At 63.9% G+C, this 20,516-nt stretch carries 21 protein-coding genes and 3 pseudogenes; 20 read left to right on the top strand and 4 right to left on the bottom strand.

Features of this window, described 5'->3' with window-relative positions:
- The first annotated feature begins 41 nt into the window (after positions 1-41).
- The 4 genes and pseudogenes from BMG07_RS06605 to ggt all read left to right on the top strand — a co-directional run bounded on the left by BMG07_RS06605 (position 42) and on the right by ggt (position 3,841).
- On the top strand, positions 42-1,034 hold the full coding sequence (locus BMG07_RS06605) for a succinylglutamate desuccinylase/aspartoacylase family protein (RefSeq protein ID WP_198083886.1): 993 nt from the start codon (positions 42-44) through the stop codon (positions 1,032-1,034).
- Positions 1,035-1,074: 40 nt separating this feature from the next.
- The gene (locus BMG07_RS06610; RefSeq protein ID WP_198083887.1) at positions 1,075-2,058 is read left to right on the top strand and encodes a tripartite tricarboxylate transporter substrate binding protein; all 984 of its coding nucleotides are present in this window, start codon (positions 1,075-1,077) and stop codon (positions 2,056-2,058) included.
- A gap of 54 nt (positions 2,059-2,112) precedes the next feature.
- Positions 2,113-2,412 (top strand): gamma-glutamyltransferase, encoded by a 300-nt coding sequence (locus BMG07_RS41665; RefSeq protein ID WP_269758727.1) that lies wholly within the window; start codon positions 2,113-2,115, stop codon positions 2,410-2,412.
- Positions 2,409-3,841 (top strand): annotated as a pseudogene (gene ggt / locus BMG07_RS06615) (gamma-glutamyltransferase). The gene BMG07_RS41665 and the pseudogene ggt overlap by 4 nt, the downstream one beginning before the upstream one ends.
- A 146-nt stretch (positions 3,842-3,987) precedes the next feature.
- On the opposite strand, the gene BMG07_RS41670 reads toward ggt, so the two are convergent.
- Together BMG07_RS41670 and BMG07_RS41675 are read right to left on the bottom strand one after the other, a co-directional pair.
- Entirely contained in the window at positions 3,988-4,389 is a 402-nt protein-coding gene (locus tag BMG07_RS41670) for a LysR substrate-binding domain-containing protein (RefSeq protein ID WP_307866884.1), read from the bottom strand.
- On the bottom strand, positions 4,329-4,931 hold the full coding sequence (locus BMG07_RS41675) for a LysR family transcriptional regulator (RefSeq protein WP_307866885.1): 603 nt from the start codon (positions 4,929-4,931) through the stop codon (positions 4,329-4,331). The genes BMG07_RS41670 and BMG07_RS41675 overlap by 61 nt, the downstream gene beginning before the upstream one ends.
- Positions 4,932-5,034: 103 nt before the next feature.
- Here BMG07_RS41675 and BMG07_RS06625 point away from each other — a divergent pair, with 103 nt between their 5' ends.
- The 9 genes and pseudogenes from BMG07_RS06625 (at position 5,035) to BMG07_RS06670 (ending at position 13,752) form a co-directional block, all read left to right on the top strand.
- Positions 5,035-6,147, top strand: a complete 1,113-nt coding sequence (locus BMG07_RS06625) for an alkene reductase (protein ID WP_198083888.1) — start codon at positions 5,035-5,037, stop codon at positions 6,145-6,147.
- 63 nt (positions 6,148-6,210) lie between these two features.
- On the top strand, positions 6,211-6,708 hold the full coding sequence (locus BMG07_RS06630; RefSeq protein ID WP_307866886.1) for a nuclear transport factor 2 family protein: 498 nt from the start codon (positions 6,211-6,213) through the stop codon (positions 6,706-6,708).
- A 57-nt stretch (positions 6,709-6,765) separates the two neighbouring features.
- Positions 6,766-7,785 carry an alpha/beta hydrolase gene (locus tag BMG07_RS06635; RefSeq protein WP_198083889.1) on the top strand — a complete coding sequence of 340 codons (1,020 nt, stop codon included), beginning with the start codon at positions 6,766-6,768 and terminating at the stop codon, positions 7,783-7,785.
- A gap of 444 nt (positions 7,786-8,229) precedes the next feature.
- A pseudogene (locus BMG07_RS41680) lies at positions 8,230-9,422 on the top strand (ABC transporter substrate-binding protein).
- 129 nt (positions 9,423-9,551) lie between these two features.
- Positions 9,552-10,427, top strand: coding sequence for a branched-chain amino acid ABC transporter permease (locus BMG07_RS06650; RefSeq protein WP_198083891.1), 876 nt, complete (start codon positions 9,552-9,554; stop codon positions 10,425-10,427).
- Between the two features lie 8 nt (positions 10,428-10,435).
- Positions 10,436-11,479, top strand: coding sequence for a branched-chain amino acid ABC transporter permease (locus tag BMG07_RS06655; RefSeq protein WP_198083892.1), 1,044 nt, complete (start codon positions 10,436-10,438; stop codon positions 11,477-11,479).
- Complete coding sequence (locus BMG07_RS06660; RefSeq protein WP_198083893.1) at positions 11,476-12,216, top strand: ABC transporter ATP-binding protein; 741 nt, start codon at positions 11,476-11,478, stop codon at positions 12,214-12,216. The genes BMG07_RS06655 and BMG07_RS06660 overlap by 4 nt, the downstream gene beginning before the upstream one ends.
- Entirely contained in the window at positions 12,206-12,913 is a 708-nt protein-coding gene (locus BMG07_RS06665) for an ATP-binding cassette domain-containing protein (RefSeq protein ID WP_198083894.1), read from the top strand. Before BMG07_RS06660 ends, BMG07_RS06665 begins: the two co-directional genes overlap by 11 nt.
- A 47-nt stretch (positions 12,914-12,960) precedes the next feature.
- Positions 12,961-13,752: an SDR family NAD(P)-dependent oxidoreductase gene (locus tag BMG07_RS06670; protein ID WP_269758728.1), complete on the top strand. Its 792-nt coding sequence runs from the start codon at positions 12,961-12,963 to the stop codon at positions 13,750-13,752.
- Positions 13,753-13,795: 43 nt separating this feature from the next.
- Here the strand turns inward: BMG07_RS06670 and BMG07_RS41685 are convergent, their stop codons facing one another.
- Both BMG07_RS41685 and BMG07_RS41690 read right to left on the bottom strand, forming a co-directional pair.
- A complete protein-coding gene (locus tag BMG07_RS41685; RefSeq protein ID WP_269758737.1) occupies positions 13,796-14,092 on the bottom strand; it encodes a hypothetical protein in 297 nt (98 codons plus the stop codon).
- A gap of 151 nt (positions 14,093-14,243) precedes the next feature.
- A pseudogene (locus tag BMG07_RS41690) lies at positions 14,244-14,489 on the bottom strand (TetR/AcrR family transcriptional regulator); the annotation flags it as partial.
- 175 nt (positions 14,490-14,664) lie between these two features.
- Between BMG07_RS41690 and BMG07_RS06680 the strand changes: the two are divergent.
- From BMG07_RS06680 to BMG07_RS06710, 7 genes are all read left to right on the top strand, one after another.
- Complete coding sequence (locus BMG07_RS06680; protein ID WP_198083896.1) at positions 14,665-15,315, top strand: TVP38/TMEM64 family protein; 651 nt, start codon at positions 14,665-14,667, stop codon at positions 15,313-15,315.
- Positions 15,299-16,468 (top strand): NADH:flavin oxidoreductase/NADH oxidase, encoded by a 1,170-nt coding sequence (locus BMG07_RS06685; RefSeq protein ID WP_198083897.1) that lies wholly within the window; start codon positions 15,299-15,301, stop codon positions 16,466-16,468. Before BMG07_RS06680 ends, BMG07_RS06685 begins: the two co-directional genes overlap by 17 nt.
- Positions 16,469-16,537: 69 nt before the next feature.
- Positions 16,538-16,921 (top strand): nuclear transport factor 2 family protein, encoded by a 384-nt coding sequence (locus BMG07_RS06690; RefSeq protein ID WP_198083898.1) that lies wholly within the window; start codon positions 16,538-16,540, stop codon positions 16,919-16,921.
- 64 nt (positions 16,922-16,985) lie between these two features.
- Positions 16,986-17,645 carry an SDR family oxidoreductase gene (locus BMG07_RS06695; protein ID WP_198083899.1) on the top strand — a complete coding sequence of 220 codons (660 nt, stop codon included), beginning with the start codon at positions 16,986-16,988 and terminating at the stop codon, positions 17,643-17,645.
- Complete coding sequence (locus BMG07_RS06700; RefSeq protein ID WP_198083900.1) at positions 17,642-18,286, top strand: NAD(P)H-binding protein; 645 nt, start codon at positions 17,642-17,644, stop codon at positions 18,284-18,286. Before BMG07_RS06695 ends, BMG07_RS06700 begins: the two co-directional genes overlap by 4 nt.
- A 33-nt stretch (positions 18,287-18,319) precedes the next feature.
- Positions 18,320-18,907, top strand: coding sequence for a flavin reductase family protein (locus BMG07_RS06705; RefSeq protein WP_198083901.1), 588 nt, complete (start codon positions 18,320-18,322; stop codon positions 18,905-18,907).
- A 367-nt stretch (positions 18,908-19,274) separates the two neighbouring features.
- Positions 19,275-20,501 (top strand): CaiB/BaiF CoA-transferase family protein, encoded by a 1,227-nt coding sequence (locus BMG07_RS06710; RefSeq protein ID WP_198083902.1) that lies wholly within the window; start codon positions 19,275-19,277, stop codon positions 20,499-20,501.
- The last annotated feature ends 15 nt before the right edge of the window (positions 20,502-20,516 follow it).

The following is a 20,516-nucleotide window of genomic DNA, read 5'->3' on the forward strand; positions in this document are numbered from 1 at the left end:
AGCAGACACCCGCTGCGGCCGCTCTCACCGGAAACCCAAACATGCCCAGAAGCCGAATCAGTATCGATTTTCCCCTGGACCAGAACGGCAAGCACGCCGGCCATGCACGGCTGCCGCATTCCGTGCATCGCTCGGCCTACGGCTGGCTGCCGATCCCGCTGGTCAGCATCCGCAACGGCGACGGGCCGCGGGTGCTGCTGATGTCGGGCACGCATGGCGACGAGTACGAAGGGCAGGTCACGCTGACACGTCTGGCGCAGTCGCTGACGCCCGATGCGGTGCGCGGCCAGATCCTCATCTTGCCGATGGCAAACTATCCGGCGGCCAAGGCCGGACTGCGAACCTCGTCCCTGGACGGCGAAAACCTCAACCGCATCTTTCCCGGCGATGCGAGCGGCACGCCCTCGCAGATGATTGCGCACTTCATCGAGACCGAGCTGTTCAGCCGCGTCGATGTGGTGCTCGACCTGCACAGCGGCGGCTCCTCGCTCAACTACCTGCCGTCCACCGTCTCGCTGGCGGCGGACAACCCTGAACTGCTTGCGCAGAGCAAAGCGCTCATGGCGGTTTTCGGTGCGCCTTACGGCGTTCTCTTCGAAGGGCGCGGCGGCATGGGCACGAGCTACGACGCGGCCCTGCGCAACAAGATCATCCGCATCGGCACGGAGCTCGGCGGGCGAGGCTGGGTCGACCCGGCCTACCGCGCCCTGTGCGAGCAGGGCGTCATGCGCGTGCTGGCGCACTTCGGCGCCATCGCACCCGACGGCATCGCGCCGCCGGGCGCCGTGCAATTCGTGAGCGTGCCGCCGGAGGCCTTCGTCTACGCGTCGGCGAACGGCATCTTCGAAGCAGCGGTGGCCTTGGGAGACCGGGTGCGCGCAGGCGACTTGGCCGGGCGAGTCTACTTTCCGGAAACCCCGCTGCGCCCGCCGGCGGAGGCGTACTTCGCCACCGACGGCATCGTGATCTGCGAACGGGCGATGGCCGCGTGCGAGGTCGGCGATTGCCTGTTCCACCTGGGCAAGCCCGTCTAGGCCGGGGCCCATCACTTCGATCTTCAATCAAGGAAACCCGATGACAACGACCCGACGCATGGCCTGCACACTGATCGCCGGTGGGATGGCGCTTCTCCAAGGCATGCAGGCGCACGCCGCAGAGACCTATCCGCAGCAGAAGCCGATCACCATCATCGTGCCGCAAGCCGCGGGTGGCGCGAGCGACGTCGTGCTGCGCATCGTCGCGCAAAAGATGTCGACTCTCCTGAAGCAGTCGGTGGTGGTCGACAACCGTCCGGGCGCGGGCGGCAACATCGGCATCGTGGCCGCGGCCCGTGCGCCGGCGGACGGCTACACGCTGCTCTTCAACGTGAGCAGCGCCCACCTCGTCAATCCGTTTCTCTACAAGAACCCGGGCTTCTCGCCCGAGAAGGACTTCGTGCCCGTTGCGCCCTTCGCCACCGGCGGGATGGTGCTGGTGGCCGCGCCGACCTTTGCGCCGAACAACGTGAATGAGCTGATCGAGCTGGCCAAGGCCAAGCCCGGCGAGCTGACCTTTGCCTCGGCCGGCAACGGCACGCTCAACCATCTGCTGGGAGAGATGTTCAACAGGGCGGCGGACGTGCAGATCACGCACATTCCCTACCGCGGCGCGCCCGCCGCAGCCACCGACGTCATGAGCGGACGTGTCTCCATCGCCTACCAAGCGCTGGCCTCGTCCGGGGCCTTCATCAAGGGCGGCAAGCTCAAGGTGCTGGCGGTCGCCAACAAGGAGCGGCTGGAGTCGCTCCCGGGCGTCCCCAGCATTGCCGAGACGGTGCCAGGCTTCGGCGAGACGCCGTGGTACGGCCTGTTCGCGCCCGCCGCGACACCGCCTGCCATCGTGGCCGCCTTGGCCGATGCGACCCGGCAAGCCCTGCGTGACCCCGCCGTCATTCAGGGGTTGGCGTCACAGGGCGCGAAACCCTATCTGGCGACGCCTGCAGCGTTCAGGCAATCGATCTCCAGTGACCTCGCACGCTGGAAAAAAATCGTGGAAGAGTCCGGCGCCCACGTCGACTGAGCCGGCACCACGCAAACCGACAGCGCTTCCGCAATGACGCAAGGAGAAACAGCCATGATCCATTCCACCCTGGCACGTGCGGCACTGCAAGTGCTGGCCTGTACGGTCCCACTGCTGTCGGCCGGTGCGTCCCACGCGGTGTCCGCCTTCCCGGCGGAAGGCCGCAACGGCATGGTCTCCAGTGCCCATCGCCTGGCCACCGATGTGGGTGTGTCGGTCCTGCAGGCCGGAGGCAATGCGGTCGATGCCGCGGTGGCCATCGGCTATGCGCTCGCCGTGACCATGCCCCAACCGGCAACATCGGCGGCGGCGGTTTCATGGTCGTGCGTATGGCTGACGGCCGAGAGACCATGATCGACTTCCGTGAGGCCGCCCCGTTGGCGGCGACGCGCAACATGTTCCTTGATGCCAGCGGCAACATCGCAGGCGATGCGGGTGAAAGATCGTGGCCCGGTGTCGCCGTTCCCGGCACGGTCGCCGGCCTGGAGCGGGCCCGGGCGAAATTTGGCACGCGGCCGCTCGCGACGCTGGTGCAGCCGGCGATCCGCATTGCTCGCGAGGGTTTCGTCGTCGGGCAGTGGGACGACGTCGTGCACTACTCGGACATGCTGACAGAACTCGCGGCATCGGAACCGTTGATCAAAAAGTACTTCATGAACAATGGGCGTCCGTATGCGGTGGGCGAGCGCTTCAGGCAACCCCAGCTCGCGAACACCTTGGCGTCGATCGCCGCGCAGGGGCCCGATGCCTTCTACCGGGGCTGGATCGCGACGAGATCGTGCGCGCCAGCAGCAAAGGTGGCGGCATCCTGTCGAACGCCGACTTCACCAGGTACCAAGCCCTGGACCATGCGCCGGTGCGCTGCCGGTACCGTGGGCACGAGATCATCTCGAGCGCACCGCCCAGCTCGGGCGGGACATCGGTGTGCGAGACCCTCAACATCCTGGAAGGCTTTCCGGTTGGCGAGCTGGGCTATCGATCGAGCGCCAACCTGCACACGTTGGTCGAGTCGCTGCGACTCGCCTTCGCGGACCGCAACCTTGCGATGGGGGACCCCCGGTTCGTGACCAATCCGATCGACCGCCTGACCTCGACGGCCTACGCGTCCGCGCTGCGGACGCGCATATCGGCCGGGCGCGCCACACCGTCGTCGGAGATCTCGGCCCCGCCGGCACCGGGCGAGCAGAAGCACACGACGCACTTCGGCGTTGTCGACAAGGACGGCAACGCCGTGGCGATCACCTACTCGCTCGGACAGTGGTTCGGCACCGGCAAGATCGCCGGCAAGGCCGGTTTCTTTCTCAACGACACCATGATCGGCTTTGCCGCGAAGGTCGGCGCGCCCAACGCCTATGGGCTGGTGCAAGGCGAGGCCAACGCCATCGCGCCCGAGAAGCGTCCGCTGAGCTCCCTCGCGCCCACGGTGATCCTGAAGGACGGGAAGGTCTTCATGGTCGTGGGCGCCGCAGGCGGGCCGCGCATCATCAGCGGCACGGTCCAGGCGATCTCGAACGTGATCGATCACGGCATGAGCGTGAAGGATGCCGTCGATGCGGACCGGATCCATCACCAGTGGCTGCCCGACACCGTTTTCGTGGAAGGGCAGGCGGTGCCACCCGATGCGCGCAAGCTGTTGCTGGGAATGGGACACCGCTTCACGGCCGATGCTCCGAACAAGGTACTCAACGTGCTCGACGCGATCGTGGTCGATCCGAAGACCGGACGGATGACGGGCGCGCACGACAACCGGGAGCCTGCGGGATCCGCGGCGGGCCTGCCCTGATCGCACTACTGCGGGCCAGGTCGACTATCGCGGATAAGCGATGCGAACTTCATTCGCGCCATGTCTCGCACGGCCTGCTCGCCCGACAACGCAGCGTGCGCAGGCTTCTTCTCTGCGCTCTATCGCATACCGAGAAAAACCTCGGCTCATGGCACAAGACAATTGGCACCGAGCATGAAATCAACGAATGCGCGCAGCTTTCCTGGCATGTGCTTGCGATGCGGGTAGTACAGATGAAACGCATCGTCCATGCCGCTGTGCCGCTTCAGAATTTGCCGCAACTGGCCGCTGGCCAACTCCTGCTCCACAAAATCCTCGAATACGAAACCGATGCCTTGCCCTCGCGCGGCCGCCTCGACGACAGACCTCATTTCGTCGAATAGAAGACGCCCCTGCACGTCGATCTGAATCATCTGACCCGCCGAATCGAACTTCCACTCGAACCACCGGCCTCCTACGGAATAGCGTTGTCGAATGCAGTCGTGGTTCAGCAGGTCATCGATGGACCTGGGTTCCTTGCGGCCCTGGAAATAGTCCGGGGCGGCCACCACGATTCTTTTTGTGCGGGCCCCAACTGCATGGCCACCATGTCGTTCTGCACCTTCTTGCCCATCCGTATGCCGACGTCAAAGCCGGCATTGACGATGTCGCCGAGCACGTTGTCCAACGATATCTCGACATGGATCAACGGGAACTTCGCCAGGAAGGCGTCCATATGGGGTTCGATCAACATGCGGTATGCGACGTACGAGGAATTGATCCGCACGGTGCCGGACGGCTGGTCGTTCGCCAGCAAGGCTTCCGACAGGGAGTCCTTGATCAATGCAAGCGCGGGTGCGATTTTCGAATTCAGTGACGAGCCAGCCTCGGTCAGGTTGACGCTGCGCGTGGTGCGGTTGAATAGCCGCACATTCAATTGCGCTTCCACGGTCTTGATGGTGCGCGACACCGCGGTGGGGGTGACGCCCAGTTCTGCCGCGGCCCGGGCAAAGTTCAAGTGCCTGGCCGCCGCCTCGAACGTCAGAAGCCCTGGAAGATGCATCGGTGGCGGGACCGCCACCACGTCTTTGATTGTGAGCTTTCTGTTCATACCGTATCTGCGCTTCTGACTATTTACGTCATTATCGCCGGCGCCAATACTGCGGGTATCGCATGAATTCTTCATGCAACGTGAATGCCGAAGGAAATACAGAATGACGCTCAGAAGTTCTCCCAGCGATCTCTTTTCGCCAGTGGCGATGGGTGCGCTGGCGCTCGCAAACCGCATTGTCATGGCGCCGCTCACGCGCAGTCGAATGGGCCCCGATGGCGTGCCCAACGACATGCACGCCCGCTACTACGCACAGCGGGCCAGCGCGGGTTTGATCATCAGCGAGGCGACCAACATTTCCGCGCAGGGGCTGGGCTATGCGTTGACGCCAGGCATCTGGACGCAAGAACAGGTCGCGGGCTGGAAAAGAGTGACAGACGCTGTGCATGCAGCCGGTGGCTTGATCGTGTGCCAACTGTGGCACGTAGGGCGTTTCTCGCATGTGGACCTGCAGCCGGACGGAGCAGCTCCCGTGGCACCTTCGGCGATTCGGGCGCAAGGGCAGACCTATACCGAAAAGGGGATGCTGGATGTCTCGATGCCGCGAGCACTGGAAACGTCCGAGATTCCCGGCATCATCCAGCAATACCGGCACGCCGCGGAATGCGCAAAGCGCGCCGGCTTCGATGGCGTGGAAGTGCATTCGGCCAACAGCTATCTGCTGGACCAGTTCCTGCGCGATTCCACAAACCAGCGCAGCGACGAATACGGCGGCACGATCGAAAACCGCAGCCGGCTCACATTGGAAGTGACCGCGGCGGTGGTGCAAGTCTGGGGTCCCGGCCGCGTCGGCATTCGACTCTCCCCTGTAACGCCGGATGCGGGTAACACGCCTCTGGACAGCCAGGTCATGCAGACGTATGGCCATCTGATCGAGCAACTCAATCGCTTCCAACTGGCGTACATGCATTTTGTCGAGGGCGCCACGGCCACCTCGCGATCTGTGCCCGAAGGCGTGGACCTCGATGCACTGCGCGCGCGGTTCAAAGGCCCCTACATCGGCAACAACAACTATGACCTGGCGCTGGCGGTGAACCGCCGGTTGGACGGAAAGGTCGATGCCGTCGCCTTCGGCCGTCCGTTCATTGCCAATCCCGATCTGGTGCATCGCTTGAAGGCGGGCGCTGAACTGGCTGTGGCCCCGCGCGAAACCTACTACGGCAACGGCGCCAAGGGTTACACCGACTGGCCTGCGCTTGCGGGTTGCGCGGTTTGAATGCCCACCCACCATTCGATGTGGAATCGACGGGTCATCGCGACCCTCAGCAGGAGTAGCGAAGTGAAGACGACTTTCATCAAGACTTTGATTTTCGCGGCGATCGCCATTGGCATGGGTGCAACCGCCCAGGCCGCGGATTCGCCAAGCCGCCCACAAGCCAACCAAGGAAAAACCATGAGCAAACCGACGTACGTGCACGACTACCAAGCCATCTCCGAAGTGCTGAACAAGTACATCGAAGGCTGCAAGCAGGCCAAAAGCAGCATCATGAAGTCCGCTTTCAGCCCCCAGGCGACGATGTACAGCGTCGGCCCTGATGGCAAACTGGTCGGCGGCGCGATTCCGATTCTGTTCGAGGGCGTCGACAAGGGTTTCCGTCCGTCGCCTGAAGCCACGGCCGCGATCACCCGCATCGAGATCGTCGGCACGGCGGCCAGCGCCCGCATCGACGCCAACGATATGTCAGGCATTTCGTTCACCGACTTCTTCCATCTGTTGAAGGTCGATGGGCAGTGGACAGTGGTCAGCAAGATCTTCCAGACGCACGCGGCGCCTTGACCAGCGCCCGCATCTGCGCCGTCTGCGGCGTTCGCATCACCCTCCCTGAAAAAGAACATGAAACCCCTCGCCTCCGCTCTCGCCGTTTCCGCCCTGTCACTGGCGGCCGGCAGCGCTTGTGCAGCCGACCTGCCGGGCGTCGAGCACAACGTAGCAAAATTCTTGCAATCCCTTGAAGGCGTCAAGACGCTCGACGCCATGACGCCGGCCGAAGCCCGCGCCGCATTGGTGGGAGCCCAGGCCGCCGCCAAGGTAGCCCTGCCGGCGGCCGACGTCAGCGAGAAGACGATCCGTGTCAATGACGGCGACCTGAAGCTCACCATCGTGCGCCCGGCAGGCAGCGAACACAGGACGCTGCCCGCGTTCATGTACTTCCACGGCGGCGGCTGGGTGTTGGGGGACTTCCCGACCCACGAACGTTTGGTGCGCGACCTGGTGGTTGGTTCGGGCGCGGTGGCGGTCTTCGTCAACTACACCTTGTCGCCCGAGGCGGGATACGGCGTTGCCGTCGAGCAAGCCTATGCCGCGACCCGATGGGTGGCCGAGCATGGCCAGGAGATCCACATCGACGGCAAGCGCCTCGCCGTGGCCGGCAACAGCGCGGGCGGCAATCTGGCCGCCGTGGTCGCCTTGATGGCGAACGAGAAGGGCGCACCTGCGCTGCGTTCGCAAGTATTGCTGTGCCCGGTGACGGATGCGAACTTCGACACGCCGTCGTACAAGGAGTTTGCCAACGGCTACTTCCTGACGAAGGACTTGATGGCATGGTTCTGGGACCACTACACGAGCGACGCGAAGGCACGCAAGCAGATCTACGCGTCGCCGCTGCAGGCGACGGCCGAGCAGCTCAAGGGCCTGCCGCCGACACTGATCCAGACCGCTGAATTCGATGTCCTGCGCGATGAAGCCGAAGCGTATGGTCGCAAGCTCGACGCCGCGGGTGTGCATGTGAAGTCGGTGCGCTACAACGGCATGATTCACGATTTTGGGCTGTCGAATGCGTTCAGCCATCTGCCGGCGCCCCGCAGCGCGGTCGCGCAGGCATCGCAAGAACTCAAGACCAATCTGGGCAAATAGTTCCAAAGGCGCGGCGCGGCCGCTTGCCTTCTTCGTTGAAGCGGGAAACGTGTCCGCAATTCTTGACAAAGCCGGGTCATCGAACTGACCCGGCTTTTTCATTGGCAATCCGCATCTGCCGACTGTGCGGTCAAACCGCACAATCTAGAAGATAAACGCGTTTGTCTCAGCCTTTGTTCAATCCTAAAGTCGGCGCGGACAAGTGGAAGGCAAGTTGCCGAACGGACCGGGCGAGGTATCGCGGCCCGTTGCAGCTGGCCCTTGCGAACTTCACCGCGGCTGCGGCGAAGCGAGTGCACTTCACTGTTCGCCACACGGCCTTCGTGTCCCGCGGCATCCAGGATGACGAAGCGGCGAGAACAAAGGTACGGACCATCGCAATAAACGGAGACCGATATGAAAAAGCGATTCAATTCCCTGACGACCCTCGCCCTCGCCGGCGCCATGGGTTTCGCAGGCCCCGGCTTTGCCCAGGTGAAGGAGATCAAGATTGGCTACCTGCTTCCGATGAGCGCCGACAGCGCGCCTCAAGGCCAGCAGAGCAAGCGAGCGGTGGACATGGCCGTCGAGGAAATCAACGGCGCCGGCGGCATCAAGGCCCTCGGTGGCGCCAAGTTGAAGATCGTGTACGCGGACACGCAGAGCAAGCCCCAAGTCGCTGTGCAGGAGGCCGAGCGACTCATCGCGCAGGAGAAGGTGGAGTTCCTGGCAGGCGCCTACAACTCGGGTGTCACGCTGCCGGCTTCGGAGGTGGCGGAACGGTACAAGAAAGTCTGGTGGGTGCCCGTCTCTTCGGACGATTCGATCACCAACCGACCCAACTTCAAGTACGTGTTCCGTCTTGCCGAGAAGACGTCGATGCGCATCGCCGCGCAGCTCGATTTCATACAGACGATGGCCAAGGAATCCAATTCCCCGGTAAAGACGGTTGCGCTCGTTTTCGAAACTCGGGCTACGGGCAGGGTGCTGCCCTGCAATGGCGCAAGCTCATTCCCTCGCACGGCTGGCAAATCGTCCTGGACGAGCCCTTTGACCCCAAGACCAGCGACCCCTCGCCTGTGGTCACCAAGGTGAAGGCTGCCAAGCCCGACGTCGTGCTGCTGGCCAATTCGTTCATGCCGGCGGCTGTGATGATGGCCAAGAGCTTCAAGGAGCAAGGAGTCAAGCCCAAAGCCTTCTTCGCAACTTCTGCGGCGCAATCGGATCCGGACTACCTCAAGAATGCCGGCGACGCCGCCCTGGGCGTGTTCGACGTGTCGGCATGGGAGCCCGACGTCAACCGGCCCTTCTCGAAAGACGTGGCGAAGAAGTTCAGCGACAAGTACGGTGTGCTGCTCAACAACGAGACCGCCAAGGAGTACACCGGGGTGTACGTGATCAAAGACGTTCTGGAGCGCGCGGGCAGCTTGGAGTCGGACAAGATCCGAGATGCCTTTGCGGCCACGGACCTTCAATCCGGCCCCTCGCAGATCTATTCGAATCGCGTCAAATTCGATGGGACCGGCACCTTCCCCGACACCAGCAGCATGGTGCTGGTGCAGTTCAAGCGGGTGAACGGCAAGGTCGAACGAGTGACCGTCGGTCCGGCTGCCCAGGCGCGCGAAGGTCAGAAGTACACGTTCCCCGCCGAATATTGATCGTCGTTCCGCGGTAGCGGCGAACTCGCTGGCCGGCAACGCGGGCCGGCGGGACCGCCGCCGCCCGCATCCGGCACGGGTGGGACCAGCCCATGCCGGTGCCTCCACCCCAACCTTTGAGGTCCTGTCGTGCTATCACTCTTAGTTCAAGGCATTCTGATCGGCGCCATCTACGGCCTGATCGCCCTCGGGCTCACCTTGGTGTTCGGGATCATGCGAGTGATCAATTTCGCCCACGGTGCGCTCTTGATGGTGTCCATGTTCATCTCGTACATGAGCGTCACCAAGCTCGGTCTCAACCCCTACCTCTCGTTGATCATCGTCGTCCCCGCGATGTTCGCGATAGGCTACCTGATCAACTGGGCGCTCATCCAGCGGGTACTCAACAAGGAGTCGGATGTGCGCGAGCCGATCGGCGCCCTGGTTCTGACCTTCGGCTTGAGCGTGTTGATCGAGAACGTCTTTCTCGCCATCTTCGGACCGAACTACCACTCCATCTCCACGACGTTTGCGACCCAAACGGTTCAGTGGGGCTCCGTGATCGTGGCCATGCCCAAGCTGTACGCCTTCGTTCTCGCCGTCACGGTATCGATCGCCTTCTACGTTTTCCTTCACAAGTCGGAGCTCGGTCGCACGATTCGCGCGGTTGGACAGAGCAGGAACACGGCGTTGCTCATGGGAGTGAACGTGCCCCGAGTCTTCAACATGGCATTCGGCATCGGGTTGGCCGTTCTGGGTACCGCGGGCGTGGCGCTCATTCCCTTCTACAACGTCCACCCTTCCATCGGCGGCATCTTCGGCATCAAGGCGTTCCTCACCGTGCTGCTGGGCGGGCTGGGCAGCATCCCGGGGGCTCTCCTGGGCGGGCTGCTGATCGGCATCGTGGAGTCACTGTGCACGCTCTGGGTTCCAAGCACCCTGTCGTCCGTGGTGGTGCTCTATGCCTTCCTGATCTTCTTGTTCATTCGACCGTCGGGCCTGTTCGGTTCGCGTCACGACCACTGAGGGCCGTCATGAAGAAATACCTACCCGTCATCGTCCTCGCGTCGGTTGCACTGTTTGTGCCCGCGGTGATCGAGAGCCCCTTCGTGCTTCACAGCGTCGTGATGATCCTGCTGTACGCCTACCTGTCCACGAGCTGGAACATCGTGGGCGGCTTTGCCGGCCAACTGTCCCTGGGGCACTCGTCCTTCATGGCGATCGGAGGCTACACGTCCACGCTGCTTGCCCTGCATTTCGGGCTGTCGCCGTGGATCGGAATGATCGTCGGGGCCTTTGCGGCGGCCTTCATGGCGGTGATGATCGGCATCCCGAGCTTTCGTTTGAAGGGGGCCTACTACTCACTGGCGACGATCGCGTTCGCCGAAGCGCTGTCGATGCTGCTTCAAACCGTCAAGGAGATCGGCCCTGTCGACCTGGGGGGCGCCGAGGGACTGCGCGTTCCGATGATTCCGGATGCCGGGCTGTGGGATTTCCAGTTCCTGAGCAAGGTGCCGTACTACTACATCATCCTTGCCTTCCTGGCCATCGTGCTGCTGGTCTGCTGGTACATCGACCGGTCCAAACTCGGCTACTACCTCACCGCCATCAAGGAGGACGAGGATGCGGCCAAGGCGCTGGGCATCAACACGGCGCGAACCAAATTGGTTGCAGCGGGCGTGTCGGCCTTCTTCACGGCGATTGGCGGCACGTTCTTCGTGCAGTTGATCCGCTACGCGGAGCCCGCCAACATCGCAGGAATCGACCTGTCGGTGCAGATGGTGTTCCTGGCCGTGGTCGGAGGTCTCGGCACGGTCTTCGGACCGCTGGTCGGATCGATCGTGCTGACGACGCTGGCGACCATCACGCAACTGTATCTGGGCAGCTCGAGTTCAGGGCTGCACCTCATCATCTACGGCTTGGCGGTGGTGTCGGTCATCTTGTTCATGCCGCCGGGTCAGGGCATCATCCATCCGATTCTGCGCCTGCTCGGGTTGGGCCCGCAGACGTCGGCCGCGACCAAGGAGACGGTGGCGCCCTCGCAATCGTCCACAAAAGTGGCGGGGGTGGCCGAATGAGCGCTCTGGCTGAACAACCGATGCTTGTCCTGGAGAGCCTCAACAAGCGATTCGGCGGGCTGGTCGTGACCAAGGACCTGTCCCTCAAGGTCCAGGCGGGGCAGATCTACGGGATCATCGGTCCCAACGGCGCGGGCAAGTCGACGCTGTTCAACGAGATCTCCGGCTACATCCCGCCAGACAGCGGCCGGATCACGTTCGGCGGCACCGACATCACGGGGCACCCGCCCCACGAGTTGTGCAAGCTGGGGATCGGCCGGACCTTCCAGATCGTCAAGCCGTTCCCGTCCCGCACGGTTCTGGACAACGTCGTGGTCGGCGCATTCGCGCGAACCTCCAACCGCCACGAGGCGGTCGAGCGGGCCGAGCGCATCGTTCACGAGCTCGGTCTCGGCCGCCGCATCAACCAGATCGCAAAGAACCTCTCCATCGTGGACCGCAAGCGGCTGGAACTTGCAAAAGCCCTGGCGACGCAACCCAAGCTCCTGCTGCTCGACGAGATCCTGGCCGGGCTCACGCCGAGCGAGGTCGAGGAAGCCATCACGCTGGTGCGGACCATCCGGGACCGCGGCGTGACGATCGTCATGATCGAGCACGTCATGCGCGCGGTGATGGCGTTGTGCGAGCGCGTGCTGGTGCTGAGCTACGGCGAGAACATCGCCGAAGGAACGCCTGATGAGGTGATCCGCAATCCACAAGTCATTTCGGCGTATCTGGGAGTCGACCATGCTGCTTGAGGTCAAGGATCTGTCGGTGCACTACGACGGAATGCAGGCACTTGCCGGCGTCAGCCTGCACGTCAGGCAAGGTGAGATCGTGAGCATCCTGGGCTCCAACGGAGCCGGGAAGACGACCTTCATGAACGCGATGTCCGGCCTGCTCAAGCTGACGAGCGGACACGTGGAGTTCGAGGGGAAGTCCGTACTCGGCGTACCTGCGTACGAACGCGTGCCGTTGGGCATCGTGCAAATTCCAGAAGGTCGCAGGCTCTTCCCGCTCATGACCGTGGAGGAGAACCTTCTTCTCGGCTCGACCCACCCCGCGGCCCGCAAGGTCCGCAAGGAGAGCCTCGAAGAGGCTTATCAGCTCCTGCCGCGCTTGCGGGAGCGCCGCACGCAGATCGCCAAGACGCTTTCAGGCGGCGAGCAGCAGATGGTGGCCATCGCGCGAGCGATGCAGAGCAAGCCGAAGCTGCTGATGTTCGACGAGCCTTCTCTGGGGCTGTCGCCGTTGCTGGTCCAGGAACTCTTCGATCTCATCAAGAAGTTGAACGACCGTGGCATCACGATCCTCATGGTCGAGCAGAACGTGCGCAAGACGCTTCAGATCGTGGATCGGTCCTATGTGCTGGAGAACGGACACATCGTGATGGAAGGCACCGGCAAGGATCTTCTCAACGACGAAAGCATCAGGAAGGCGTTTCTGGGCATGTAGCAACCCACCCGCAGGCTTCGCATCCCAAAACCTCATCGGCAGACACCATGAACAAACCAAATACACCCAACTCCATCGCATCGCGCTTCCGCATCGACGGTCGCACCGCCTTGATCACAGGTGCCAGCAAGGGCCTGGGGGCCGCCATGGCCGAGGCGCTGGCCGAGCAAGGAGCTCACGTCGTGCTGGTCGCACGTACCAGGAGCGACCTCGAAGCGGTGGCCGGGCGGATCCGCGGCCTGGGCGGGTCGGCCGACGTCAAGCCGTGCGACGTCACGGACAGCGAAGCCATTCGATCGGTCATCGCAGGGCTGCCCGAGCTCGACATCCTGGTCAACAACGCAGGCTCCAACATCCCGGAGCCCGTGGACATGGTGACGGACGAGCACCTCGACTACCTGATGGACCTGAACACGCGCGCGTACTTCGTGGTGGCGCAGGCCGCGGTGAAGAAGATGAAGGAGCACGGTGACCGGAAAGCCCGGGGCGCATCGATCATCAACATCGCTTCCCAGATGGGGCACATCGGCTCCGAAATGCGCAGCGTGTACTGCATGACGAAGCATGCGGTGGTCGGCTTGACACGCGCGATGGCGGTGGAACTGGCCCCTGCCGGCATCCGGGTGAACAGCATCGGTCCGACCTTCATCGACACGCCGCTGGTACGCCGCGTGGTGGACACGCCCGAGAAATACAACACCCTCGTTTCGCGAATTCCGATGGGTTGCATGGGGCAGGTCGAGGACATCGCCGCCGCCGCCGTCTATCTTGCGTCTCCGGCGGCGCGCATGGTCACGGGTGCCGGTCTCCTGGTCGACGGTGGGTGGACCGCGCAATAGCCACGGCGCAGCCTGCTGCCTGCCTTTGCGAGGGGCACTGCCGCTAGGCAGCGGTCACCTCGGCGCATGCGCCGGCCGGCAGCAAGCGCACTGCATGCGCCGCGAGGCGCCTCATTTCAGACGTGCTCAGTCCGTCGCGTGCCTGAATCGACAGCCCTTCAAGCATGGTGTTGAGCGCGCCCGCCAACGACTTCAGTTCTGTCTGCGCAGGAAGCTGACCCTCCTTGACAGCACGCTTGAGGCGCTTGACGAAGATCGCCTTGCCTTCGCGGCGCAATGCATCGATCGCCTCCCTCACTTCGACCGACTCGTCGGATACGCTGACTGCAGCCAGCGCCACCAGGCAGCCACAGCGCCTGCGGCGACAGAAGAATGCGAGCGGAGGCATCGAAGAAACTCGCGATGGCCCGATGAATGTCGGGTTCGGCTTCGAGCGCCTCCCAGGTTGCATCCCAGTAGCGATGCTCATAGAAGTTCACCGCTTCCAGAAACAGCTTCGACTTGTTTCCGAAGGCGGCATAGAGGCTGGGCGGATTGATCCCCATTGCCGAACACAACTCGGCCACCGATGCCAACTCGTAGCCCCTGCGCCAGAACACATCGAGTGCACGCGTCAACGCCTGGTCGCGGTCGAAGCCGCGAGGACGTCCCCCCTTGTTCTGAGGGGGCTCCGTGGGCGATCTGTTACTCGACATGGTGCTTCTTGCCTGGGGAATTTCTGAGGAACTTGACGACATCTGTAGCGTCCACTATACAATATCGATTTTGTAGTCATCGCTAAATAACTATGGCAGGGTGGGGCCCGGATTTTCTGAAAGAGGCAGTGCTGGTCATGCGCTTCGGGATCGTGCGAGGTCCGTTCGTCGCACAGCTGATGCACTCCCACCCGGGATCTCCAGCCGGAGCGGCCGCATGATCGAACCGATCCTGCAGCAAGTGATTGTGGGGGTGGATGCGCTTCGCGCGCTCGGCGTACTCGGGGCGCTGCTGTTCGCGGCCATCTACCTTCTGGCAACGCTCGCCTGTGTGCCGGCCACGCCGCTGACGGCCATTGCCGGCTTTTTGTACGGGCCGCTCCTGGGAACGTTGCTGGTGTCGCCGGTCAGTCTGCTGTCGGCCTTGCTGGCCTTCGGCATCACGCGATACCTTGCAAGACCCTGGGTGCTCCGCCGCCTTGGCCGGCACCCGCATTTCGCTGCCGTGGATCAAGCGATGGGGCAGAAGGGTTTTCGCATCGCGCTCTTGCTGCGGCTCGCGTCCATCGTGCCGTTCGCGCCGCTGAGCTGTGCCCTGGGCGCCAGCCGCATCGGTGCGCGCGATTTTCTGCTGGCCTCCTGGCTGGGACTGCTGCCGGGCACCTTCCTGTCCGTCTACCTGGGATCTTCGGTATCCGACATCGCGCAACTCCTGCGCGGCCAGACACCACCAACCCCCTACACGCTCTGGCTGACATGGGGTGGGCTGGTCGCGGCGCTTCTTGCGCTGTGGTCCATCGCCCGCTTCGCGCGCCGGGCAATCCATCAATCCATCCCTCGACAACGAAACCATGAGCAAACTTTTTGAGCCTTTGACCTTGCGCGGCGTGACGCTGCGAAACCGCTTCGCCCTCAGCCCGATGTGCCAGTACACGGCCACAGACGGGCGTGTCAACGACTACCACACCACCCACTACGGCCGGTTTTCCCTCGGCGGCTTCGGTCTGCTGATGGTGGAGGCGACAGCGGTCTCGGCCAACGGGCGGATCACGCATGGCGACCTTGGCCTGTGGGATGACGCCCACATCGAAGGCCTGTCGCGCATTGCCGCTTTCGCCAAGGCCTACGGTGCGACACCCGGCATCCAGCTTGCGCATGCCGGCCCCAAAGCCAGCATCCAGCGAGCCTTCGAAGGCAATGGTCCGCTCGACGAACGGGATGTCGCGCGCGGGGAGCACCCGTGGCCGGTGGTGTCGCCGAGCGCGCGGCCAGCGGCCAAGGGCTGGCTGGTACCCGAGGCCCTGGATGCAGAGGGCATCGCGAAGGTGCGTGCGGATTTTGTCGCCGCCGCGCGCCGCGCCTTGCGGGCAGGTTTCGACGTGCTGGAGCTGCACTGCGCGCATGGTTTCCTGCTCAACGCATTCCTGTCGCCGCTGACCAACGATCGCAGCGACCACTACGGTGGCAGCTTCGAGAACCGCATCCGCCTGCCCTTGGAGATCGCGCGCGAGGTGCGCGAAGTCTGGCCGCGGGACAAGCCGCTGTTCGTTCGCGTGTCGGCTGTCGACGGCAGCCGCAGTGGCTGGACGATCGACGACAGCGTGGCTTTCGCCGCGGCGTTGAAGGCGGTCGGCGTCGATGTCGTCGATTGCTCCTCCGGCGGCTTCGGTGTTTTCGAGTACCCCAGCGGATACGGCTTCCAGGTGCCATTCGCTGCGCAGATCCGTCGCCAGGCACGCATCGGCACCATGGCCGTGGGAATGATCACCGACCCGCGCCAGGCCGAAGAGGTCATCGCCTCGGGGCAAGCCGACCTGGTCGCGCTCGGCCATGCGGCGCTGCGCGATCCGCACTTTCCGTTGCATGCGCAGCAGACGCTCGGGGCGGCCCGCCCGGATGCGGCGCATGCCGATTGGAACATCCAGGCCGGTTGGTGGCTGGATCACCGCGAAGACAAGCTTCGCCAGTTGGGACCCTGGGTCTCCACGAAAAAAACCGTTGCGGACGGCTGCACGGTTTGACGCCCGCGCGGCCGGCAGCGGCCGGCTTTTTCCCCGATCGACTTTGTCCAAAAAACCAGGAGTGAAATCATGAGCAAACCCACCTACGTCCCCGAGTACCAAGCCATTGTGGAGGTGCTGAACAAGTACAACGAAGGCTGCAAGCAGGCCAAGAGCAGCATCATGAAGCCGGCCTTCAGCGACAAGGCGACGATGTTCAGCGTCGATGGCGATGGCAAGCTGACCGGGGGAGCGATCCAGACATTGTTCGACGGCATCGACAGCGGGTTCCGCCCGTCGCCCGAAGCCCAGGGTGTCATCGTCAGAGTCGATATCGTCGGCACCGCCGCCAGCGCGCGCATTGACACCAACGACGTCTCGGGCTTTTGCTTCACCGATTTCTTCCACCTGCTGAAAGTGGAAGGAAAGTGGACGGTGATCAGCAAGATCTTCCACACCCACGTGGCGCCCTGATCCTTCGTCCCGGCAAGCCCTCGAGGCGCTACCCACTCTCCAATCACATGAAAGGAAATCGATGATGGGTCAGGTATTCATCGCAGGCGGCGCTGGCAAGATTGCCCGTCGCCTGTCCAGGCAATTGCGCGAGCGCGGCTATCCGGTTCGGGCGTTGCACCGCAACCCGGCGCAAACCGGGGAACTCGAGGCGCTGGGGGTGACGCCGGTGCTGGGCAGCCTGTTGGAACTCGATGCCGTGCAACTGGCCACCCTCATGGCCGGCAGCGATGTGGTGGTGTTCTGCGCGGGCGCCGGCGGCAAGGGCGGCCAGGAGATGACCAACGCCATCGACGGGCGCGGCCTGGTGTTGGCGGTGGCCGCCGCGCGGAAGGCCGGCGTGCGGCGTTTTCTGCTGGTGTCGGCCTTCCCCGAGTCATTTCGTGGCGAGCAAGTCTCGCAGACGTTCGAGAACTACATGCGCGTGAAGAAGCTGGCGGACGTGCATCTGGCCGAGAGCGACCTGGACTGGGTGATTCTGCGGCCGGGCACGCTGGTGGACGCGCCTGGTACCGGAAAGGTGCGCGCGGGCCTGGCCATTCCCTACGGCGAGGTGCCGCGCGATGATGTGGCGGCGACGCTGCTGGAGATCATCGAACGCCCCGCGGTGGGCCGCGTGATCATCGAGTTGACCCAGGGCGACACGCCGGTGGGCGAGTCCGTCGAACGGTTCTCTCGCGCATGACGCAGACCCCCAAGAAATTGCTGCTGGTCGGTGCCACCGGTTTGGTGGGGCGTCACGTGCTGCAACGTGCGCTGGCCGACCCGCGGGTGGACACCATCGTCGCGCCGACCCGGCGGGCGCTGCCGATGCATGCCAGGTTGTCGTCGCCGCCGGTGGACTATGAGCGGTTGGACGAAGAGGCCGGCTGGTGGCGCGCCGACGCCGTCATTTGCACCTTGGGGACCACCCTGCGCACGGCGGGGTCCGAGGCGGCATTCCGCCGCGTTGACCACGACTACCCGTTGGCCGTGGCGCGATGGGCTCACGCCCACGGCACGCCGACCTATGTCCTGAACTCGGCAATCGGTGCGGATGCCGCTTCGCGGTTCTTCTACAACCGGGTCAAGGGTGAGCTGGAGAATGCGCTGCGCCAGGTCGGTTTTGATGCACTGACGCTGGTACGCCCTGGCGTGATCGGAGGCCACCGCGACGAGTTCCGCCTGGGAGAGCGCGTGATCGTCAGTGCGCTGCGAGTTGCGGGACCGCTGCTGCCTCGGCGCTGGCGGCTGAACCCGGCCGCCAACATTGCCCGGTCACTGCTCGAAGCGGCCCTGGCGCCGCAGCCAGGCGTGAGGGTCATTGCGTCCGAGAAAATGGCTTGAGTGCCCGTGCATGCACCACCCGGACCCACCATCATGAACCCACATATTGCACCGGTGCCGCTGGACAAGGCGTTCCGCCTGATCAACCACGGCCCCACGATCCTGGTCTCCGCACGCCATGGCGGCGTGGACAACGTGATGGCCGCATCCTGGGCGTGCGCGCTGGACTACGCGCCGCCCAAGCTCACCGTGGTGCTGGACAAGATCGCCAGCACCCGCGAGCTGGTCGAGCAAAGCGGCGGCTTCGTGATCCAGGTGCCGACCGTTGCGCAACTCGACCTGACCTACCAGGTGGGGCACCGCAGTCTGGCCGAGCAACCGGACAAGCTCGCGCGCAGCGGCGTCGAGCTGTTCAACATCGACGGGCACGAGCAGCCCTTCGTGGCCGGTTGCTCGGCCTGGCTCGCATGCCGCGTGATGCCCGAGCCGCACAACCAGGACCGCTACGACCTGTTCATCGGCGAGATCGTCGGCGCCTGGGCCGATACCCGCGTGTTCAGCCATGGGCACTGGAACTTCGAGACGGCGGATCCGTCCTGGCGCAGCCTTCACTACATCGCCGGCGGCCGCTTCTATGCGATCGGTGAAGCGAAGAACGCTCACCCGGCCACCAGCGCTTGACCGCCCGCAAACGGGTGCGAAGTCGTTTCCATTGATCGTCGGGGTGCGCTGGACAAGGTGACGACCGTGCTTGTCGGGTCCAGGGCAGCCGCGGGATGCGAGTGGCGAGGCACACGCGCGGCTGTGCGGTTCGCTTGCGACAGCCGCAGCCGCAGGGCCCCAGCGCGGCGCTTTCGCCCATGCAAGCTCGAGACGCCATGCGGCTGAAGGCGCGGGCTCATCACTGTGCAATTGAACTGCACAATCGATGGAATAAACGCGTTTGTGTGTTGATCATGCCGCCCCTAAAGTTGGCGAATGAACTCCACAGACCACACGCAACGAGGCCGCGCACAGGCTTCGGTGTCGTACACAACGCGAGACGATCATGGTGCCTGAATCAAACGAAAGCGCACAAGAACTTGCACCGGGTGCGTTGAAAGGCATCCGTGTCCTGGACATCGCCACTTTCGTGGCGGCGCCGTTCTGCGGAACGATCCTTGCCGACTTCGGCGCCGAGGTCATCAAGGTGGAGCAACCCGACGGCGGTGACGCGTTGCGCAAATTCGGCACGATCACCGAGTGCGGCGACAGCCTGGTCTGGATGAGCGAAGCACGCAACAAGAAGGCGGTCACGCTTGACCTGCGCAGCCCGCAGGGCGCGCAGATGTTCCGCGAACTCGTGAAGGCGTCGGACGTGGTCCTCGAGAACTTCCGGCCAGGCACCTTGGAGAAGTGGGGCCTCGGCTACGAAGCACTGCGAGAGGTGAACCCGGGCCTCGTCATGCTGCGAATCAGCGCCTACGGACAGACCGGGCCCAAGCGCGGTGAACCGGGCTTCGCCCGCATCGCACACGCCTTCGCAGGCTTGTCGTGGCTTGCCGGCGAGGCGGACGGACCGCCCGTGGTGCCTGGCTCGACCTCGATGGCCGACTACGTGTCCGGCATGTGGGGAGCGATCGGCGTGCTGACGGCGTTGCGCGCCCGGGATCAATCCGGCCGTGGTCAGTTCATCGACCTGGGGCTGTATGAATCGGTCTTCCGCCTGCTCGACGAGATCGCGCCGGCTTATGCGAAGTACGGCACGGTGCGCGAACGCATGGGCGCCGACACCGTGAACGTCGTGCCTCACAGCCACTACCGGACCCGCACGGGTGAGTGGGTCGCGCTGGCGTGCACGAACGACAAGATGTTCGAACGGCTGACCGTTCTCATGGACCAGCCGCGGCTTTTCGACCAGTACCCCACCAGCGCCATCCGGGTTGAGAACCGCGACCTGATCAACGGCCTGGTCGCGAAGTGGATGAGCGAACGCACGCTCGAGGACGTGATCGCCGCCACCCGCTCCGGGGGCGTGCCGTGCGCTCAGATCTACTCGATCAAGGAGATCTTCGAGGACGAGCAGTACCGCGCACGCGGCAACCTGATGACCGTCCAGGACCCGCGCGTGGGCGAACTCGTGCTGCCGGCGCCGGTCCCGCGGCTTTCGGAGACACCCGCGTCGTTCCGACATGCCGGCCGATCCTTGGGCGCCGACAACGCCGACGTTTACGGGCAGCTCTTGCACATGTCGCAGGGCCAGCTTGAAGAGGCCCGCAAGTCGGGCGCGATCTGAACTTTGAACACGAAC

The sequence above is a fragment of the Variovorax sp. E3 genome (assembly GCF_016082275.1).
Classification (GTDB): domain Bacteria; phylum Pseudomonadota; class Gammaproteobacteria; order Burkholderiales; family Burkholderiaceae_C; genus Variovorax.

What these genes read in the sequence shown, in the direction of transcription:
- BMG07_RS06605 (WP_198083886.1), top strand. Translation starts at nt 42, where the DNA reads ATGCCCAGAAGCCGAATCAGTATCGATTTTCCCCTGGACCAGAACGGC.
- BMG07_RS06610 (WP_198083887.1), top strand. Translation starts at nt 1,075, where the DNA reads ATGACAACGACCCGACGCATGGCCTGCACACTGATCGCCGGTGGGATG.
- BMG07_RS41665 (WP_269758727.1), top strand. Translation starts at nt 2,113, where the DNA reads ATGATCCATTCCACCCTGGCACGTGCGGCACTGCAAGTGCTGGCCTGT.
- BMG07_RS41675 (WP_307866885.1), bottom strand. Translation starts at nt 4,931, where the DNA reads ATGAACAGAAAGCTCACAATCAAAGACGTGGTGGCGGTCCCGCCACCG.
- BMG07_RS06625 (WP_198083888.1), top strand. Translation starts at nt 5,035, where the DNA reads ATGACGCTCAGAAGTTCTCCCAGCGATCTCTTTTCGCCAGTGGCGATG.
- BMG07_RS06635 (WP_198083889.1), top strand. Translation starts at nt 6,766, where the DNA reads ATGAAACCCCTCGCCTCCGCTCTCGCCGTTTCCGCCCTGTCACTGGCG.
- BMG07_RS06655 (WP_198083892.1), top strand. Translation starts at nt 10,436, where the DNA reads ATGAAGAAATACCTACCCGTCATCGTCCTCGCGTCGGTTGCACTGTTT.
- BMG07_RS06660 (WP_198083893.1), top strand. Translation starts at nt 11,476, where the DNA reads ATGAGCGCTCTGGCTGAACAACCGATGCTTGTCCTGGAGAGCCTCAAC.
- BMG07_RS06665 (WP_198083894.1), top strand. Translation starts at nt 12,206, where the DNA reads ATGCTGCTTGAGGTCAAGGATCTGTCGGTGCACTACGACGGAATGCAG.
- BMG07_RS06670 (WP_269758728.1), top strand. Translation starts at nt 12,961, where the DNA reads ATGAACAAACCAAATACACCCAACTCCATCGCATCGCGCTTCCGCATC.
- BMG07_RS06680 (WP_198083896.1), top strand. Translation starts at nt 14,665, where the DNA reads ATGATCGAACCGATCCTGCAGCAAGTGATTGTGGGGGTGGATGCGCTT.
- BMG07_RS06685 (WP_198083897.1), top strand. Translation starts at nt 15,299, where the DNA reads ATGAGCAAACTTTTTGAGCCTTTGACCTTGCGCGGCGTGACGCTGCGA.
- BMG07_RS06690 (WP_198083898.1), top strand. Translation starts at nt 16,538, where the DNA reads ATGAGCAAACCCACCTACGTCCCCGAGTACCAAGCCATTGTGGAGGTG.
- BMG07_RS06695 (WP_198083899.1), top strand. Translation starts at nt 16,986, where the DNA reads ATGGGTCAGGTATTCATCGCAGGCGGCGCTGGCAAGATTGCCCGTCGC.
- BMG07_RS06700 (WP_198083900.1), top strand. Translation starts at nt 17,642, where the DNA reads ATGACGCAGACCCCCAAGAAATTGCTGCTGGTCGGTGCCACCGGTTTG.
- BMG07_RS06705 (WP_198083901.1), top strand. Translation starts at nt 18,320, where the DNA reads ATGAACCCACATATTGCACCGGTGCCGCTGGACAAGGCGTTCCGCCTG.
- BMG07_RS06710 (WP_198083902.1), top strand. Translation starts at nt 19,275, where the DNA reads ATGGTGCCTGAATCAAACGAAAGCGCACAAGAACTTGCACCGGGTGCG.